This window comes from Exiguobacterium acetylicum (genome assembly GCF_019890935.1).
Taxonomy (GTDB): domain Bacteria; phylum Bacillota; class Bacilli; order Exiguobacteriales; family Exiguobacteriaceae; genus Exiguobacterium_A; species Exiguobacterium_A abrahamii.
This window is the reverse complement of record NZ_CP082333.1, coordinates 1,831,934-1,847,797: the sequence shown is the minus strand read 5'-3', so window position 1 is coordinate 1,847,797 and position 15,864 is coordinate 1,831,934. Positions and strand designations below refer to the sequence as shown.

General features: G+C 47.1%; 16 protein-coding genes and 1 tRNA gene. 10 read left to right on the top strand and 7 right to left on the bottom strand.

Going from position 1 to position 15,864, the window contains the following annotated elements:
- The first annotated feature begins 4 nt into the window (after positions 1-4).
- The 10 genes from K7G97_RS09750 to K7G97_RS09705 all read left to right on the top strand — a co-directional run bounded on the left by K7G97_RS09750 (position 5) and on the right by K7G97_RS09705 (position 10,000).
- Complete coding sequence (locus K7G97_RS09750) at positions 5-346, top strand: hypothetical protein (protein ID WP_223040473.1); 342 nt, start codon at positions 5-7, stop codon at positions 344-346.
- A gap of 21 nt (positions 347-367) precedes the next feature.
- Positions 368-1,300: an alpha/beta hydrolase gene (locus tag K7G97_RS09745; RefSeq protein ID WP_223040472.1), complete on the top strand. Its 933-nt coding sequence runs from the start codon at positions 368-370 to the stop codon at positions 1,298-1,300.
- A 42-nt stretch (positions 1,301-1,342) separates the two neighbouring features.
- Positions 1,343-1,426 (top strand) — tRNA-Leu (locus K7G97_RS09740).
- A 202-nt stretch (positions 1,427-1,628) separates the two neighbouring features.
- On the top strand, positions 1,629-2,396 hold the full coding sequence (locus tag K7G97_RS09735) for a transporter substrate-binding domain-containing protein (protein ID WP_023468551.1): 768 nt from the start codon (positions 1,629-1,631) through the stop codon (positions 2,394-2,396).
- Between the two features lie 31 nt (positions 2,397-2,427).
- A complete protein-coding gene (locus tag K7G97_RS09730) occupies positions 2,428-3,072 on the top strand; it encodes an amino acid ABC transporter permease (protein ID WP_223040471.1) in 645 nt (214 codons plus the stop codon).
- Positions 3,069-3,797 carry an amino acid ABC transporter ATP-binding protein gene (locus K7G97_RS09725; protein WP_251133480.1) on the top strand — a complete coding sequence of 243 codons (729 nt, stop codon included), beginning with the start codon at positions 3,069-3,071 and terminating at the stop codon, positions 3,795-3,797. Before K7G97_RS09730 ends, K7G97_RS09725 begins: the two co-directional genes overlap by 4 nt.
- Positions 3,798-4,109: 312 nt before the next feature.
- Positions 4,110-6,950 carry a 2-oxoglutarate dehydrogenase E1 component gene (locus K7G97_RS09720; protein WP_223040470.1) on the top strand — a complete coding sequence of 947 codons (2,841 nt, stop codon included), beginning with the start codon at positions 4,110-4,112 and terminating at the stop codon, positions 6,948-6,950.
- Positions 6,951-6,985: 35 nt separating this feature from the next.
- Positions 6,986-8,242 carry a 2-oxoglutarate dehydrogenase complex dihydrolipoyllysine-residue succinyltransferase gene (gene odhB, locus K7G97_RS09715; protein ID WP_223040469.1) on the top strand — a complete coding sequence of 419 codons (1,257 nt, stop codon included), beginning with the start codon at positions 6,986-6,988 and terminating at the stop codon, positions 8,240-8,242.
- Between the two features lie 200 nt (positions 8,243-8,442).
- Positions 8,443-9,339 carry a glycerophosphodiester phosphodiesterase gene (locus K7G97_RS09710; protein WP_223040468.1) on the top strand — a complete coding sequence of 299 codons (897 nt, stop codon included), beginning with the start codon at positions 8,443-8,445 and terminating at the stop codon, positions 9,337-9,339.
- A gap of 217 nt (positions 9,340-9,556) precedes the next feature.
- Positions 9,557-10,000, top strand: a complete 444-nt coding sequence (locus K7G97_RS09705; RefSeq protein ID WP_050678277.1) for an Rrf2 family transcriptional regulator — start codon at positions 9,557-9,559, stop codon at positions 9,998-10,000.
- A gap of 52 nt (positions 10,001-10,052) precedes the next feature.
- On the opposite strand, the gene mnhG is transcribed toward K7G97_RS09705, so the two are convergent.
- The 7 genes from mnhG to K7G97_RS09670 are packed head-to-tail and all read right to left on the bottom strand — an operon-like array spanning position 10,053 to position 15,840.
- Positions 10,053-10,427 (bottom strand): monovalent cation/H(+) antiporter subunit G, encoded by a 375-nt coding sequence (gene mnhG / locus K7G97_RS09700; protein WP_047395592.1) that lies wholly within the window; start codon positions 10,425-10,427, stop codon positions 10,053-10,055.
- Positions 10,411-10,647, bottom strand: coding sequence for a Na(+)/H(+) antiporter subunit F1 (locus K7G97_RS09695; protein ID WP_369792030.1), 237 nt, complete (start codon positions 10,645-10,647; stop codon positions 10,411-10,413). The genes mnhG and K7G97_RS09695 overlap by 17 nt, the downstream gene beginning before the upstream one ends.
- Before the next feature lie 47 nt (positions 10,648-10,694).
- On the bottom strand, positions 10,695-11,171 hold the full coding sequence (locus tag K7G97_RS09690; protein ID WP_223040467.1) for a Na+/H+ antiporter subunit E: 477 nt from the start codon (positions 11,169-11,171) through the stop codon (positions 10,695-10,697).
- Positions 11,172-11,174: 3 nt separating this feature from the next.
- A complete protein-coding gene (locus tag K7G97_RS09685; protein ID WP_223040466.1) occupies positions 11,175-12,662 on the bottom strand; it encodes a Na+/H+ antiporter subunit D in 1,488 nt (495 codons plus the stop codon).
- The gene (locus K7G97_RS09680; RefSeq protein ID WP_023468540.1) at positions 12,655-12,996 is read right to left on the bottom strand and encodes a Na(+)/H(+) antiporter subunit C; all 342 of its coding nucleotides are present in this window, start codon (positions 12,994-12,996) and stop codon (positions 12,655-12,657) included. The genes K7G97_RS09685 and K7G97_RS09680 overlap by 8 nt, the downstream gene beginning before the upstream one ends.
- 1 nt (position 12,997) lies before the next feature.
- On the bottom strand, positions 12,998-13,438 hold the full coding sequence (locus K7G97_RS09675; RefSeq protein WP_023468539.1) for a Na(+)/H(+) antiporter subunit B: 441 nt from the start codon (positions 13,436-13,438) through the stop codon (positions 12,998-13,000).
- Positions 13,435-15,840 (bottom strand): Na+/H+ antiporter subunit A, encoded by a 2,406-nt coding sequence (locus tag K7G97_RS09670; RefSeq protein WP_223040465.1) that lies wholly within the window; start codon positions 15,838-15,840, stop codon positions 13,435-13,437. Before K7G97_RS09670 ends, K7G97_RS09675 begins: the two co-directional genes overlap by 4 nt.
- Positions 15,841-15,864: the final 24 nt, after the last annotated feature.

Sequence of the window (15,864 nt, the reverse complement as noted above, 5' to 3'; positions counted from 1 at the left end):
CGCAATGGCACGTCGTAAGTTTCAAGCATTAGGCGTTTATAAACGCGTCCATATCAACCCGGAGACCCGTCGGATGACGTTACCGGAACCATTTTACGATGCACTTCGTCTAGAAGATGAATTGCTGATTGCACAAGTCGGAGATGTTCTCGTCATGCGACGTCCGGGCGAGGTCGTCGAGACAGAAACGGATTTATTGAGCGAACTCGTAGAAGATGGATTCACGGGTACAGAGCTCATTCAAGAGTTTGCCTACCGGCGTCAGCAACAAGAACAACGATTACGTCAACAAGTCTTGCAGGATGAAGAGGATGACCATGCTGCTCAACTGAAGATCGAGCTATAACGGAAAGAAGGAGTGGGGCAGATGCGTCGCAGAACAAAAATTGGAATCGGAGTCATCGGATCCGGATTAGTAGCAGCGAGTTATTATTTTTATGAGATGGCAATCGCTACGAATCCAAAGCCATTCTTATCGAATAATCGAGATTTGAGTGACGAGATGGTCCGATTGATGCAACCTGGTCAGACGTGGATCAAGGAGCAACCGCTTGAGCGGATCGAGATTGAAGCGAAAGACGGCTTAACGTTACGCGGTCATTTCCTTCCGTCACCTGTTCCGTCAGATCGGATCGTCATTCTCGTGCACGGGTACGGAGGCGTCGGAACGGATTTAGCCGGATTCGCCTATCTGTACCATCAAGCCGGTTTCCATGTCATGATGCCCGATAATCGTGGACACGGGATGAGTGATGGTCACTATATCGGATTCGGATGGCATGACCGGGAAGATTGTCTCAGTTGGTCGAACTATCTGATCGAACGGATCGGACTGGATGCGAAACTGTTCTTGCATGGAGTGTCGATGGGAGGGGCGACCGTATTGATGACAAGTGGCGAGCAACTCCCACCACAAATCAAAGGAATCATTTCTGATTGTGCCTATACGTCCGTCAATGCTGTCCTTGCGTATCAGATGAAGCGGATGTACCGACTACCACACTTCCCGTTCTTAGGGATGACGAGTGTATTGACGAAGCTAAAGGCAGGTTATACGTTCCGTGAAGCATCAGCGCTGAAACAAGTCAAAAAAGCACAGGTGCCGATTTTGTTCATCCATGGTGGGGCGGATACGTTCGTACCGACAGACATGGTATATGAGCTGTATGAAGCTTGTCCAACGGAAAAAGAACTCGTCGTCATTCCGAATGCCGCTCATGCGATGGCCTATTTCGAGGATCCGGCATTGTATGATGATGTCGTCGAGAAGTTCGTTCGCAACATCTTGCGAAATGATTGACAACTCAGTTCGTTACCCGCTATATTAATATCATAAATCAACGTCGTCGTGGCGGAACTGGTAGACGCGCTAGACTCAGAATCTAGTGGTGGCAACACCGTGGAGGTTCAAGTCCTCTCGGCGGCATAAATGATTGAAGGAGGCAATCCCAACAAGGGGTTGCCTCCTTTTTTGTTGCTGAATAGAAAACGGTTACAACGAATAAAAATTCAGAAAAGTTTATCTTTTTAGAACTTTTCTGGTAAAATACGTTTTAAAGAGGGTACTCTTCAGGGAAAGTACTAAGTAGAGTTAACAATCTTTAACACATAGGAGAGGGGAAACAAAGATGAAAAAAGGGAGTATCTTGTTAGCGCTCTTGATGAGCTGTGTTCTCGTGCTTGGTGCGTGTAGCATCGGTTCGAAAGAGGAAGAGTCGTCAGAAGGAAAGACGTACAAGGTTGGCATTGACGTCACGTATCCACCATTCGAATATAAAGACGGAGATACGTACAAGGGAATCGATATCGATCTCATGAAAGCAATCGCGAAGGATCAGAACTTCAAGATTCAATTTGAAGCGATGGACTTTAGCGGCATCATTCCAGCACTTCAAGCAAATCAATTGGACGTTGCCATTGCCGGTATGAGTATTACGCCAGAACGGAAGAAAGTCGTCACATTCTCAGATCCATACTTCAAAGCTGGTCTTATTCTAGTCGTCAAAGAAGATGAGAATGGTATTAAATCCGTCAACGATTTAAAAGGGAAAAAAGTGGCCGTCAAAAAGGGAACGACTGGTGCGAAATATGCAACGGATAACGCAGATAAGCTTGGCTTCACAGTCACACAGTTCAATGACAGCCCAGCGATGTTCCAAGAAGTGAAGAACGGTAACGCTGCTGCTTTGATTGAAGATTATCCTGTCATCTCATATGCCAACAAACAACAAAACCTTGGATTGAAACTTGTCGGAGACCGTCTCAACGGGGACAACTACGGAATCGCTGTCTTAAAAGGTGAGAACGAGGATCTGATGAAGAAAATCAACAAAGGACTTGCGAATCTGAAAGAAAACGGTGAATACGATAAAATCGTTGACACGTATCTGAAATAAGTCGCAAGGCGATAAGGGAGTGGGATAACCAATGGAAGTGGTCAAAACCGCATTTCCATTTTTCTTGGAAGGGCTTCAAGTCACATTGTATATTTTCATCATCGCGGTCATCGTCGGCTTTCTGATTGGCTTAGTCGTCGCATTGATGCGATTATCACCATTAAAAATCTTAAACGGGATCGCGATCGTCTACATCGATGTCATTCGCGGAACGCCGTTCATCGTTCAATTATTCTTCATCTACTTTGGACTCAATTCGCTCGAATGGTTATCGATGGACCGGATGTATGCAGGGATACTGACGGTCGCAATCAATGCCGGTGCTTATTTTGCGGAAATCATTCGAGCTGGTATCCAGTCGATTGATAAAGGACAAACAGAAGCTGCACGTTCACTCGGAATGACAGGGCGTCAAACGATGGTACAGATCATCCTACCGCAAGCATTTCGTCGGATGTTACCAACGATTACGAACCAATCGATCATCAGCTTAAAAGATACCTCGTTGTTGTCGATTATCGGCATCGCTGACTTGACGCAACAAGGTCAAGTGCAGCAGTCAACGACGTTTGAACCATTCATCGTCTGGTCCGTCGTCGGATTGATGTACTTCGTCATCATTTATCTCTTGTCCTTAGTGGCGAAGTTCTTGGAACGGAGGTTTACATTACGATGAGTATCATTGAAGTAAAGAATCTAAAGAAATCATTCGGTTCGAATGAAGTCTTAAAAGACATCAACGTCTCGATTGCCGAAAAAGAAGTCGTTTGTGTCATCGGTCCGTCGGGATCTGGGAAAAGTACGTTTCTACGCTGTTTGAATCGATTGGAAGAGATTACAGGTGGTACCGTCATCGTCGATAATTTCGACATCACGAGTCCAAAAGTCGATATCAACAAGGTCCGGGAAGAAGTCGGGATGGTCTTTCAACATTTTAATCTCTTCCCGCATAAGACCGTACTAGAAAACGTCACGCTTGCACCGATCAAAGTGCGCAAATCGGATAAAGAACAGGCGAAACAGCGGGCGCTTGAACTCCTCGATAAAGTCGGATTACGGGAAAAAGCCGATAATTATCCAGGTGAATTATCTGGGGGGCAAAAACAGCGGGTCGCAATTGCCCGCGCGCTTGCAATGAATCCGAAAATCATGTTATTCGATGAGCCAACGTCAGCACTTGACCCAGAAATGGTCGGTGACGTGCTTGCCGTCATGAAACAACTTGCTCTTGAAGGCATGACGATGGTCGTCGTGACCCATGAGATGGGATTTGCTCGTGAGGTCGGAGATCGCGTCTTATTCATGGATGGTGGTTATATCGTCGAAGAGAACGTACCACAAGCATTGTTTGATTCTCCACAACACGAACGGACGCAATCGTTCCTCAGTAAAGTCTTATGATTGAACCGGCGTATCTAAATGCGGATACGCCGGTTTTTTGGCGAATCATAAATAACTGGCTAAGCGCTCATAAGAAAAACTTATACATTTAAGCGTGAGAATTTGGGAATTCGAAATGCACACACAGGAAAAGAGTAGTAATATAGTAACGAAGGCACTTTCATAGAAGAATGACACGATCATTCCTTCTCATGACGTTCAGCGTTTCATCCATGCAATTCCTTTTGAAAGCGCTAACAGGTAGAGGGCTGGAAACACATTTAGTATCCACTGGATGTGTGGGGAGAAATATAGAAACGGGGGGAACCGTACATGGCAGGCCACGAGCAAGATCAACAAGCATTTTATGGACCAAACCTTGGCTACATCATTGAATTGTACGAGCGTTTTTTAGAAGACAAGACATCCGTTGATGAGGAGACACGTGCTTATTTCGAAGAGCATGGTGCACCCGTGACGGAACCAGTCGTACCGATGCAAGTCGAGACAGGAGATTTCGAAAAATATCTTGCGGCGAATCGTTTAGCGGAACAAATTCGTGCAAAAGGACATCTTGCGGCGGATATCTATCCGCTGAAGGACCATCCGCGAGAAACAGGGTTATTCGAATTGAGTCAGTACGGATTGACAGAGGCAGATCTTCGTAAAATGCCAGTGTCACTCGTTTGCCCTGAACCACCAACTGGTGTACAGGACGCGTTTGAAGGCATCGAACATTTAAAAGCGCAGTACACGGGAGCAGCCGCAGTTGAGTTTCAGCATGTCGATGATCTCGATGAAAAGAAATGGCTCCGTCAGAAAATCGAGCAAGGTGCTTTGACAGCGACGCTAGATGTTGAACAAAAGAAACAGTTGTTCAAACGCTTAGCTGAAACGGACCTCTTCGAAAAATACTTGCATAAAACATATGTCGGTCAAAAACGCTTCTCGATTGAAGGACTAGATGCGATGGTGCCATTGCTCGACACGATCGTCGGACACCTCATCTCGAACGGGTCGGAGACGATCAATATCGGAATGGCACACCGTGGACGGTTGAACGTTTTGGCGCACGTACTCGGGAAGCCATATGAAATGATCTTTGCTGAGTTCCAACATGCACCGAACCACGACCTCGTACCATCTGAAGGCTCGATTGGGATCACGTACGGTTGGACGGGCGACGTGAAATATCACCTCGGTTTAAACCGAAAACTCGAGCAAGAGACACGTAACGTGCGGATGACGCTTGCGAACAACCCGTCGCACCTTGAGTTCGTTGATCCAGTCGTCGAAGGCTTCACACGTGCGGCACAAGATGATCGCTCACAAAAAGGTGCGCCACGCCAAGATCAAGCGGCTGCTGCTGCAATCCTGATCCACGGTGATGCAGCGTTCCCAGGCCAAGGAATCGTGGCTGAAACATTAAATTTAGCGAATCTCAAAGGATATAACACCGGCGGAACGATTCACATCATCGCGAACAACACGATCGGCTTCACGACGGAGCCGACGGACTCCCGTTCGACGCGTTACTCGAGTGATCTTGCCAAAGGGTATGAGATCCCAGTTTTCCACGTCAACGCGGATGAGCCGGAAAGCTGTCTTGCTGTCGCGTTGCTCGCGAGCGAATACCGGGCAACGTTCAAGAAGGATGTCATGATTGATTTGATCGGATACCGTCGTTTTGGTCATAACGAAATGGATGAACCGATGAATACGAACCCGGTCTTATACGATTTGATTCATAAACATGACCCAATTCGTGTCTTGTACGGGAAAACACTTGTCGCGAACGGGGATGCGACAGCTGACGAAATTCAATCGATTGAAACATCAATCAATGACCAAATGAAAGCGGCGCGCGAAAAAGTACCGAACGTCGAGAAAGAGTATGGTGGGGTCATGCCGGACGTCGTCTTTAAAGGCGTTCCGACAATCGAGACAGGGGTCTCGATCGAAACATTGACGGCGTACAATGAAGAATTATTACAGTGGCCGGATGGCTTCCAAGTGTTCCATAAACTTGAGAAAGTCCTGAAGCGCCGGACGGATGCGTTCTCGACGAAGAACGGAATTGACTGGGGACATGCCGAAACGTTGGCGTTCGCTTCGATCCTCTCAGATGGAACACCCATCCGCTTGAGCGGTCAAGATTCTGAACGGGGAACGTTCGCACAACGGAACATTAATCTTCATGATGTGAAAACAGGAGAAGGCTTCTCGCCACTCCATGCCTTGTCAACGGCAACTGCATCATTCTCGGTCTACAACAGTCCGTTGTCTGAAGCAGGTGTACTTGGTTTTGAATACGGTTATAACGTCTTCGCTCCGGAAACACTCGTATTATGGGAAGCGCAATATGGGGACTTTGCGAACTCAGGTCAAGTCATCTTCGACCAGTTCATCTCAGCTAGCCGCGCGAAATGGGGACAAACGTCAGGTCTCGTCATGTTGCTTCCGCATGGTTATGAGGGGCAAGGACCAGAACACTCGAGTGGTCGTTTAGAACGCTTCTTGACGTTATCGGGTGAGAAAAACTGGACGGTCGCGAACGTATCGAGCGCAGCCCAGTACTTCCACTTATTGCGCCGACAAGCAGCGATTCTCGGAAAAGAGGAAGTCCGACCGCTCGTCGTCATGACACCGAAGAGTCTCTTGCGTCATCCGCTTGCGACATCCGATGTTTCTGAGTTGACGGAAGGTAGTTTCCAACGTGTCATCGAACAATCAGGGCTCGGAGAAGCACCAGATCGTGTTAAACGTCTTGTGTTCTGTTCTGGTAAGATGGCAATCGATCTAGCGGAAGCCGTTTCGAAATCAGATGAGAATCTCGATTGGCTACAGATCGTCCGGGTCGAGGAGTTGTATCCGTTCCCGGCGAAAGCCTTACAAGAAGTCATCGCGCGCTATGAAGCCGTCGAAGAGATGGTCTGGGTGCAAGAAGAACCGAAAAACATGGGTGCGTGGTCCTTCATGGAACCGCGTCTTGAGACAGTTGCACCGAACGGCATTCAAACCGTCCGTTACATCGGTCGTCGTCGCCGTTCGAGTACAGCGGAAGGTGACCCGTCAGGTCATAAAGTAGAGCAGGCACGTATCATCAATGATGCACTCACAGCGACTGCTTCTACTCCAACAGCACCATCACACGTATCGAATCACACATCATAACTTAAGATAGAATCGAGTCATAGGGGGAGAATACGATGGAAATCAAAGTACCAGAACTTGCCGAATCAATTACAGAAGGAACGGTGGCGTCTTGGTTAAAACAACCAGGTGATTACGTGGAAAAAGGGGAAGCCATCGTTGAGCTCGAGACAGATAAAGTCAACATCGAAGTACCGTCAGATGAAGCAGGTACGTTGACGGAAGTGATGGCTGCTGAAGGAGATACAGTTCGCGTCGGGGAAACGATTGCTGTCATCTCTGCTGGTGGCGAGGCTCCAAAACCGGCTGCGGCAGAACCAGTACAAGAAACTCCAAAAGAGACACCAAAAGCAGAAGAAAAAGCGGAACAACCAGTGGCAGTAGCAGCGACTGAAAGTACGTCTGTTGCGGATCGTCCGATTGCTTCACCTGCTGCCCGTAAACTGGCTCGTGAAAAAGGAATCGATTTAGCACAAGTGGCGACGCAAGATCCACTTGGTCGCATCCGCGTCCAAGACGTCGCGACGTTTGAAGTAGCACCACGTGAGCAAGCAAAACCGGCTCCTACGAAACCCGCTACACCGGCACCAGCACCTGCAGCCGCTCCTGGGAAACCGGAAGAGCGAATCAAGATGTCACGCCGTCGTAAGACGATTGCGAACCGACTCGTTGAAGTCCAGCAAACGGCAGCGATGTTGACGACATTCAATGAGATCGATATGTCAGCGGTCATGGCACTACGTAAACGTCGCCAAGAAAAATTCGTGAAGGAAAACGAAGTCAAACTCGGCTTCATGTCATTCTTTACAAAAGCAGCAGTCGCAGCACTTAAAAAAATGCCATACTTGAATGCTGAGATTCAAGGCGACGAAATCGTCCTGAAGAAATTCTACGATATCGGTATTGCCGTTTCAGCACCAGATGGTCTCGTCGTTCCAGTCGTTCGTGATGCGGACAAAAAGAACTTTGCTGAGATTGAAAAAGACATCATTCAATTAGCGGTCAAGGCGCGCGATAACAAACTCGGTCTATCTGATTTGACGGGTGGTACGTTCACGATCACGAACGGTGGTACATTCGGTTCACTCATGTCGACACCGATCTTAAACGGTCCACAAGTCGCAATTCTCGGGATGCACGCAATCAACTTGCGCCCTGTAGCAATCGATGCTGAACGCATGGAAAACCGTCCGATGATGTATGTCGCACTCTCCTACGATCACCGAATCGTTGATGGAAAAGAAGCGGTTACGTTCCTGAAACACATTAAAGATCTCCTCGAAGATCCAGAGTCATTGATTTTCGAAGCGTAATCATAAAAAAACCCATTTTAGATGCGGGTCTTTGAGACTGAAGACAAAGTGCAATTTTTCTCTAACGAGAAGGATTGCACTTTTTTGTTGATATCACTTTGTCATCAAAATACGAAACGACATTTACATCATCTCTATATCAGCTTCATACATACGATTTAGGATAAGTGTTGTAAGAATATTTCAAGGGGGAATTGATTATGTTGAAACAAATTGGATTGACGATGGTAGCAGGAGCCGTATTAAGCACAGGTCTTCCGACAGAAGATGTCAGCGCACATTCAAAAGGAAAATCGTTACTCGATCCAAATCGCATCATCAGTGTTGCTCACCGCGGAGCTTCGGGATACGCGCCAGAGCATACGATGCCAGCTTATGAAATGGGACATAAGGCATTTAAAGCAGATTACATCGAAATTGATTTACAGATGACAAAAGACGGTCAATTGATTGCAATGCACGATGAAACGGTTGATCGGACGACGAACGGAACGGGTGCCGTCAAAGATAAAACGCTTGCTGAAATCAAGAAACTTGATGCCGGTAGCTGGTTCAATGAAGCGAACCCGACCCTTGCGAAAAAATCGTATGTCGGTCTGAAAGTTCCGACGCTTCAAGAAGTCTTGAGTAAGTATGGGAAGCATGCGAATTATTACATCGAGACGAAATCACCGGAAGTGTACCCGGGAATGGAACAGAAATTGCTCGACGTACTAAAGCAGAACGGATTATCGAGTAACAAGGTCAAATCAGGACAAGTCTTGATTCAGTCGTTTAGTGAAGCAAGTCTTCAAAAAGTCAGAGCCATCGACCCGAACGTTCCATTGGTTCAGTTGATGGAAGCAAATGAAGTCAAGGCATTGACGGATGATCGATTAACAGCAATCCGCCAGTATGCGGTCGGTGTCGGTCCTTCCTTCAAAGCATTGACACGTGAGAACGTCGCAGCAATTCGGGCGCATGATTTGTTACTTCACCCGTACACAGTGAATGAAAAAGCGGATATGGTTCGTATGCTTGATTATGGTGTCACGGGAGTCTTTACGAACTATGCCGACCGTTTTAATGATGTCGTGAAAGGACTGTACAAAAAATAAGGTAAAAAGGAAATAGCACTATTTCTTCTTTCGAACAGGAAAGGAGGAATAGTTTTTTTGTTTTTAAAACTCGTATATTAAATCCAATATTTCATTCCATACGTAAACCCTATAGAGGTTTATCAGAATTTCGAATCATGAGACAAAACAATGTAGTCAGTTTCGTATTTCATGGTACGATAACAGTGCAGTTTTGGGAAGGAATGGAGTGAGGATCGTGAGAATTACACAGTATACGGATTATGGATTACGTGTGTTGATGTACCTCGGGGTGCACCGGGATGTCATCACACCAATGCCGCAGATTGCAAATCATTATGGCATCTCATCCAACCATTTAATGAAGGTGACACAACAGTTAGCGAAACTTGGCTATGTCGAATCAACCAGAGGTCGGTCAGGCGGACTCCGTTTGATTCGTGATCCAAAAGATATCAACATCGGGAAAGTCGTTCGGGAGATGGAACCGATGGATATCGTCGAGTGTTTTGGAAGCAACGGTCATTGTGTCATCGAACCAGGATGTCGTCTAAAAGGTGTACTCGGACGAGCGCTTCGAGCTTTTATCCGGGAACTGGAACAGCATACATTAGAAGAATTGCTGGATAATCGTGATGAGTTGGCACTCTTGTTTGCTGCCTCACCTTTACAGCGTTCTTAATCAAAAACCCTCGCTTCCATGAATGGAAGTGAGGGTTTTGTCATGGTGATACTTATACATCATCTTGGCGTTTCTTTGGTTCCACATGTTCTTTGTTCTGAGACAAGTCGTCACGAACAGACGATTTCCATAACGGCACATTGCTGTAATATGCAGCACGAGCGATCAGATGTCCTCCAATCGGTGCTGTAATGAGCACGAACAGGATACCGAGAACGACACGAGAGGAGAAGAATCCATCTTCAGTGACGAAATAGATGATGACGCCGATTAAAATCGACATGACACCTAATGTCGCGCTTTTAGATGCAGCGTGAGCACGCGTATAGACATCCGGTAAGCGGATCAGACCAAGCGCGGTGACGAGACTAAATCCCATACCGAGCAAGGCGAAGACCGCGACGATCAATTCATTGATTGCGATCACGTTCGATGATCTCTCCTTTCTCGATATATTTTGAAAAGGCAACCGTACCGATGAAGGCGAGTATACCAATCAACAGGATGACTTCGAGGTAGTCGCTCGTCCGTAAGATGATCGAGACAAGGCCAACGATTGAAATCAAGCTGATACCAATCGAATCAAGAGCAATGACACGATCCGCCACACTTGGTCCTTTGATGACCCGGTAAAACAGACCGAGCATCGAGAGAAAGACACCCCCGAGTGCGATATAGATTAAAATATCGAACATTACCGACTCACCTCCAGAATGGCTTTCTCAAAACTTTCACGAATCGAAGCGACTGCTTCATCAACCTCTGGCATGTGGAGTGCATGAATGTAGAGTGTCTTATTATCATCCGAGATATCAACGACGAGCGTTCCCGGTGTCAATGTGATCAACATCGACAGCAACGTGATTTGCCACGGTTGATCGAGTTCGGTCTCATAAGCGAAGATACCAGGCTGAATATCTAACTTCGGCTTTAAGATGATTTTCAAGACATCGATGTTCGCGACGACAAGCTCGTAGAGAAAGCGGAAAAACAATAGGACGAGTGCGACGACAGGTCCGAGATAAAAGCGTCCTTTGAAGCCGCGACGGAAAGCGAACATCGCAATCAACCCTAGCGCGTAACCGATGACGAAACCGGAGGCCGAGAAATTGTTGGAGAGAAACATCCACAAGAATGCAAGAAATAAGTTGAGCAAGACTTGAAATGGCATGAATTAACGACCTCCTTTTAGTACGGCATCGATATAGAGCGTTGGATTCGTCAACGGTTCGACGGCTTGTTGAATCAGTGGACGCATCGCCTCAGCACCTACTCCATAGAGAACGCTGAGCGCAACTAAGGCAATCGTAGGAACTAGCAGCTTTGGAACAAGCGCTTGTTTATCACCAGAGTAGGTCTTCGGTGTTCCCCAAAAGGCACGCATGAACAATTGAACGACCGAATACAAGACGAGCAGACTCGATAGTAGAACGATGATTGGTCCAATCAACTCACCGGCTTCAATACCACCACGAACGATCAGGAATTTCCCAATGAATCCGCTGAGCGGTGGAATCCCGGCAAGTGATAACGCCGCGATGAAGAACGTCCAACCTAATACAGGATAGGCTTTGATCATCCCGCCCATATCTTTCAGCTTACTCGATCCGGCAATTCCGACCATGATTCCAACGAGTAGGAACAAAGCAGCTTTAATCAACATATCATGAAGAAGATAGAAAATCGCACCTTCTAGTGCTTGCGGTGTCATGAGGGAAACCCCGTACAAGATGACCCCGACTGCGACGATGATGTTGTAGATGATGATTTGCTTCGCATCCCGTGTCGCGAGCGCACCGATCACCCCGATGACGATCGTACTGAGCGCAAGGATACTTAAGATTTGATGAATCGTTCCAATCTCATTTGAGAAGAACAAACTATACGTCCGTAAAATCCCGTAGACCCCGACCTTCGTCAGCAAGGCACCGAACAGAGCTAGAACAGGCGTCGGTGGTACTTGATAAGAACCAGGTAACCAGAAGTAGAGCGGGAAGATCGCACCTTTTAATCCGAAGACGATCAGGAATAACAAGGCGATGACGTTGAGGATTGCCGGCTGTCCGACCTCTGAAATCTTTTGACTGATATCCGCCATGCTCAGTGATCCAATGATTCCGTACAAGAAGGCAACCGTCATGACGAATAACGCGGACGAGATGACGTTAATCAAAAGATATTTCAGCGACTCTCGTAATTGTGCCGGTTTCCCGCCGAGAACGATTAAGACATAAGACGAAATCAGGAAGACTTCGAAGAAGACGAACATGTTAAAGATATCACCTGTCGTAAAGGCACCATTGACACCAACGAGCAGGAATTGAACGGCGATGAAATAGTAGTATCGTTGATAGGAAACGCTCAAGTAGACAATGGCATACCAGATGATACAAAGAACAAGAATGCTCGTCGTCGTGACGAGTAAAGCGGATAGCATGTCAGAGACGAGCGTGATACCAAAAGGTGCTGGCCAACTACCGAGTGTGACTGTTAAGATGCCGTTTGACCGGACAGTCAGCACAAGATAGATGGAGACACAGACAGTCAAAATCGTCGAAAAGAGGGAAACGATCCGTTGTCCTTTGAGGTGTCGCGGGAAAAACATCAAGATGACACCCGTCAACAAAGGGATGATGATTGGTAGAAGCGGTAAGTTAATCATTCGAATCGGTTCCTTTCATCTCTTCGATATTATCGGTTCCGAGTTCTTGATAAGCACGGTAAGCGAGTACCAAGAAAAAGGCAGTGACACCAAAACTGATGACGATGGCGGTCAAGACGAGTGCTTGCGGTAGTGGATCCGTATAGGAAGTCACGCCATCCTTTAAAACCGGAGCCGCGCCTCGTTTTAATCCACCCATCGTCATGACGAGTAGATGGGCAGCGTGGCTGAGCAACCCTGTTCCGATGATAATGCGAAGAATACTTTTCGAAAGAATGAGATAAATGGCACACATCGTCAGGATGCCTGCGGCGATCGCCATGATGATTTCCATATTAATCACTCTCCCCAATCGTTTGAATAATCGTCATCGTCACACCGACGACGACAAGATAAACACCAAGATCAAATAACATCGCCGTATGAAGTGATGTCTTACCGAATAACGGTAGGTTGAAATAGTCATGTGCATGTGTGAAGAACGGGACGTTAAAGACAAGCGCTCCCGAAGCCGTCAGTACGGCAATCAACATACCAAGAGCCGTGATCCATTTATAGTCGAATGGCAAAATCCGGCGCAACGTCTTGATGTCGTAAGCAAGTAAAATCAAGACAAGAGCAGACGCCGTCACAAGACCACCAATGAAACCGCCACCTGGCGTATAGTGTCCAGCAAAGAACAAGTAGACAGCAAACAGGAAGATGATGAACGTGATAAAGGAAGTCGCGGACTCTAAGATGACGTCATTCGTATGCTTTTTTGTCTGCTTTTTCATTTATCCATCCCTCCTGTTCGTCTGAATTTAATCATCGTGTAAATTCCGATTCCGGCAAGTGCGAGAACGGCAATCTCAAACAACGTATCGAAGCCACGGAAGTCGACGAGAATGACGTTGACCATATTACCGCCAGCAGCCAGATCAGCGACATTATCGATGTAATATTTGGCGATTGAAGTAAACGATCGTTGGCTGAGAGAAGCAAGTGCGACGAGTGTCACCGTCAATCCGACAAGTGCCGAAATCAAGGCGTTGCCGAGCTTGAACGGAATGCGCTCTTCTTTCCGGCTGATTTCCGGTAAACGATAGAAAACGAGCAGGAACAGAGCGACCGATACTGTCTCGATGACGAGTTGCGTCAAGGCAAGGTCTGGCGCTCGGAACAAGACGAAGAACAGAGCGACCGTATAACCTGTCACACCGAGCAAGATAATCGATGTCAGTCGTGAACGCGCAAAGGTGATCGAGAGTGCACTCGAAACGAGAACGAGTGTAAGGATGATCTCGTACGCATGAATTGAGCTGATTGGATCAACCGCGAAGCGGAAGGCATCAAACCCGTATAGTGCCGTCAAGATCAAGATAACGATGAATCCGAAGATGTAGACGAGATACGACCGCATGTAGCCGGTCATGACCGTATCATGGATCCGTGTCGATGTCTGTTCACCACGACGTAACAAAGCGTCATATTGATGATTCAAGGAGACGGCACGAGGCATCCGATTGTAGAGGGATTGCCAACGTGGCAGTGTCTTATACAAGATGAACCCGACGGTAAAGATGAGTAACGTCAGGAAAAATTCTGGTTTGAATCCATGCCACATCGTAATGTGCACATCAATCTTGCCACCGGCATCAACGACTTGCGGTAAGATCGCTTCGACTGCCGGTCGAATCAACGTATCCGATAATAGATTCGGGAAGAGTCCGATGATGACGACGAGCGAGACGAGGACGAGTGGTGGAATCAACATGCCAATCGGTGCCTCGTGTGGTGTTTTCGGCAATTTGTCGTCTTGCCGCTTACCGAAGAACGTTCTGCGGACGATCAGGATGCTGTAGACGAACGTAAAGATACTTCCGACGACGGCGAGTACAGGAATGATCCAACCGTAAGATGATAAGTGGAACAAGTCAGATCCTGAAACTTCAAGTACACCTGTCAAGAACATCTCTTTACTTAAGAACCCGTTGAACGGTGGAATCCCTGCCATCGAAAGGGTCCCGATCATCGCAATCGTCATCGAAATCGGCATGAGTTGCGCAAGGCCACCGAGCTTCCGAATATCACGAGTACCAGTTTCGTGATCGACGATTCCCGCCATCATGAAGAGACTGCCTTTAAACGTCGCGTGGTTGATCAGGTGGAAGATCGCAGCAACTGTCGCGATCGTATATAATCCGTCATCTAACGCGTCGACGTGTAAGGCGGCAGCTCCGAGTCCAAGTAAGGACATGATCAATCCAAGCTGAGAAATCGTCGAGTAAGCAAGGATTCCTTTCAAATCATGTTGTTTCACCGCATTGAGTGAACCCCAGAATAAGGTGAATATTCCGACAGATGAGACGAGATAGAACCATAGCGACTCATCCGCAAAAATCGGACTAAAACGAGCGACAAGATACAATCCTGCCTTGACCATCGTTGCCGAGTGCAAGTAGGCACTGACAGGAGTCGGTGCTTCCATCGCATCCGGTAACCAGATGTGGAACGGAAATTGAGCCGATTTCGTGAAGGCAGCTAGCAAGAATAAAACAAGAGCGACCATAAAGAAGGGTTCACCTTGAATCGATTCAAGTGAAGCATACGTCTCACGAATACTTAATGATCCACTGAGTGTAGAGAGAATCGCGATTCCCCCAAGCATCGCTAGTCCACCGAAGACGGTGATCAGCATCGATTTTTGAGCGCCGTAACGAGAACGTTCCCGCTCGTACCAGTAAGCAATCAATAAGAATGACGAAATCGACGTTAATTCCCAGAACAGATAGAGGACGATCATGTTATCTGACAGCACGACCCCAAGCATGGCGGTCATGAACATCAACAGATAGACATAAAATGTTCCGAGGGATTCTTTTTTCGCATCTAAATAAAAAATCGAATAAAGAACGACGAGTGAGCCGATTCCTGTGATCAATAGTGCGAACAATAAGCCGAGTCCGTCAAGATATGTGACGAAGTCGATACCGAGCGATGGTATCCACGGCATGCGTGCCGTAAAGGTCTCACCTGACATCGTACCAGGGAGAAAGCGGCTGAAATACGAAACGAGCAGTACTGGTACGACAAGTACGAACCAACCGGTATGAATGTTCGGAAGGCGTTTCGCTAGAAGCGGAATGAAAAGACTGATCAATATGGGCAGTAAAATAGCCCCGTGCATCACGGACACGAAATTCCCTCCTTTGTGACATCG